3 protein-coding genes are annotated in these 2,330 nt (G+C 31.2%); 1 reads left to right on the top strand and 2 read right to left on the bottom strand.

Going from position 1 to position 2,330, the window contains the following annotated elements; all coding sequences use genetic code 11:
* Positions 1-210: 210 nt before the first annotated feature.
* Positions 211-501, bottom strand: a complete 291-nt coding sequence (locus NI455_RS15265) for an addiction module antidote protein (RefSeq protein WP_004969304.1) — start codon at positions 499-501, stop codon at positions 211-213.
* A 1-nt stretch (position 502) separates the two neighbouring features.
* Complete coding sequence (locus tag NI455_RS15270) at positions 503-799, bottom strand: type II toxin-antitoxin system RelE/ParE family toxin (RefSeq protein WP_253114873.1); 297 nt, start codon at positions 797-799, stop codon at positions 503-505.
* Positions 800-1,029: 230 nt separating this feature from the next.
* Between NI455_RS15270 and NI455_RS15275 the strand changes: the two genes are divergently transcribed.
* Positions 1,030-2,118: a C40 family peptidase gene (locus NI455_RS15275; RefSeq protein ID WP_253114875.1), complete on the top strand. Its 1,089-nt coding sequence runs from the start codon at positions 1,030-1,032 to the stop codon at positions 2,116-2,118.
* Positions 2,119-2,330: the final 212 nt, after the last annotated feature.

Below are 2,330 nucleotides of genomic sequence, written 5' to 3' on the forward strand. Positions count from 1 at the left end.
TTTTCGCCGCAATTTATTGAATTTATTAAATCAATCAAAAAACTTTAACTTACGGAGTTAGTCCATTTAAATCTATTCCTTTGAGTTAATCCGATATGAAAAATATTTAAGGTTAAATTATTTAGTTTTCTTAAAATTAACATAATACACCTTATACGAAATCGAAAATGGGAGTCTTAAGCTCCCATTTTTACTATATTTTTTCAAATTTTATGCATGTTGCACTGTTAGTTTTAAGCCTAAAGCATTCACTACACGATTAATCGTATCAAAACGTGGTGCTGAATCCTGACGTAAAGCTTTGTAGAGTGCCTCACGTCCAATCCCTGCTTCTTTAGCGATTTGGGTCATGCCACGAGCCTTAGCAATTACACCAAGAGCATGAGCTAATTCGGCTGGATCATTTTCTTCAAGAACCATATTGAGATACATAACGATGTCTTCTTCAGTTTTGAGTGACTCAGCCATATCAAAACTTGGTAAATCAGCGACTTTAACCATTTTAATCCTCCAATGTTCTCGATAGTTTGACTGCACGATCGATGTCTTGTTGTTGAGTTGATTTATCTCCGCCACCAAGCATTACAATCACTACGTCACCATGTTGGATGTAATACATTCTCCATCCAGCACCGAAGAATTCTCTCATTTCCCAAACACCATCTTGGAGAGGTTTAATGTCTCCCCAATTCCCACGTTGAACCTTGTCTAATCTACGATTCAGGCGAATACGGGTCATATTGTCTTTAATGCCATCTAACCATTCATCAAACTCTGGCAGACGTTTAATTTCAATCATGAGGATTCCTTCTCTTCTCACTATATTGTATTCGATCGAATACAATATGCAAGTAATCTATACGAACATCCATTATGTTAAATGTAAGCTTAAGCAAGTGAGGATCCTATCTTAATACTGACCCACTATATTGATATGAAATAACCTATAGTTTGGCCTGATATTTTTTAAATTAAAATAGTTTAAAAAGTATATAATTCAAAATCTTATATTTAATTTTTTGTGGTTATATGAAATACATTATAGATATATCAAAATTAAAGCAATTTGATATTATTCTTACACGCAGTAAGCATCTTCGCTCTAAAGCAATTCGTTATTTTAGTGAAGGTGATTATTCACACGCATTAATTTGTGTATCTGATTTATCTTTAATCGAAGCTACAGTTAAAGGTCGAGTATTTTCAGAAAATCCTCAAAGATTGATATTTGAGAATATAGATGATTGTAAAGTTCTTCGTTATAAAGGTACTTTGAATCAAGAGGATCAATCAAGCATAGAACTTTTTTTACGCTCACAAATTTCGACCTTATATTCTATTAAAGAAGCGGTTCGAACAAGGAAATATGAAACAACAGACGAGGAAGCTCAAGAAGCTGGACAATTTTGTTCTCGTTTAGTTGCTCAAGCTTTTAATCAAGTGAATATTAATCTAGTAACTAATCCTAATTATTGTTCACCTGAAAATTTAAATTCTTCAGAATTACTTGAAACCGTACCTGATATTATTCGTATAGCAACTAAAGAAGAAATCGCTTTTTCTAAGACAAAAAGCCAAATTAAAGAGAACCAAATCCAAAATTATTTATGGTTAGACAATGTCGTAAAGTTAGCTAAAAAAGAGAATTTTATTATTGTAAATCAGGATGATGTCGGTTTATTTTTAATAAGATATCCTCAATATGATAAACAAGTATGTAAGTTTATAAAAAGTACTAATTATCTAACACAATATAAACAGGATGAAGTCGTGAGTCCTCCTCGATATAAATATTTTTCTAGAGTTCCTGTTAATATTTTGACTGAATTAAAAGTTAATCGTAGTGTAATTAAGAGACATTTAACAAGTTATGCACGATCGTGTGATAATTACCACAAAACTAAGCTTAACTATTGTTTTCTATTGAAAAATTTATATAAAAACTTATTGCAACAGGCTAATACGAGACTGAATATTTTGATTCGCTATATAAATAGAGATCTGCTTATAGGAACTGGAAATAAAGAAGAACTATGCGAATTTGTTGATGAAATCAAAAGTCTACAAGACAATATTAGAAAAATCTTCACGCAAGATGGTCATAAAGAATACCTATAAAAAGTTTAGATATTCTAAAAGTAACATAATACACGTTATGCGAAATTAGAAAAATGAGTTTATTGCACTGATATTTATCTGTTTTTTAAATTTTAGACCTGGGTTGGTGCCCAGGTTTTTTTTGTTATTCACCAATTAAAATGTCTATGCGAAAAACCATTTAAAATGTCCTGTTTTTAACCACAAGAGTCAAGCACAGGATTTAAATTTCT

This window comes from Acinetobacter lwoffii, assembly GCF_024129435.1.
GTDB classification, from domain to species: Bacteria; Pseudomonadota; Gammaproteobacteria; order Pseudomonadales; family Moraxellaceae; genus Acinetobacter; species Acinetobacter lwoffii_F.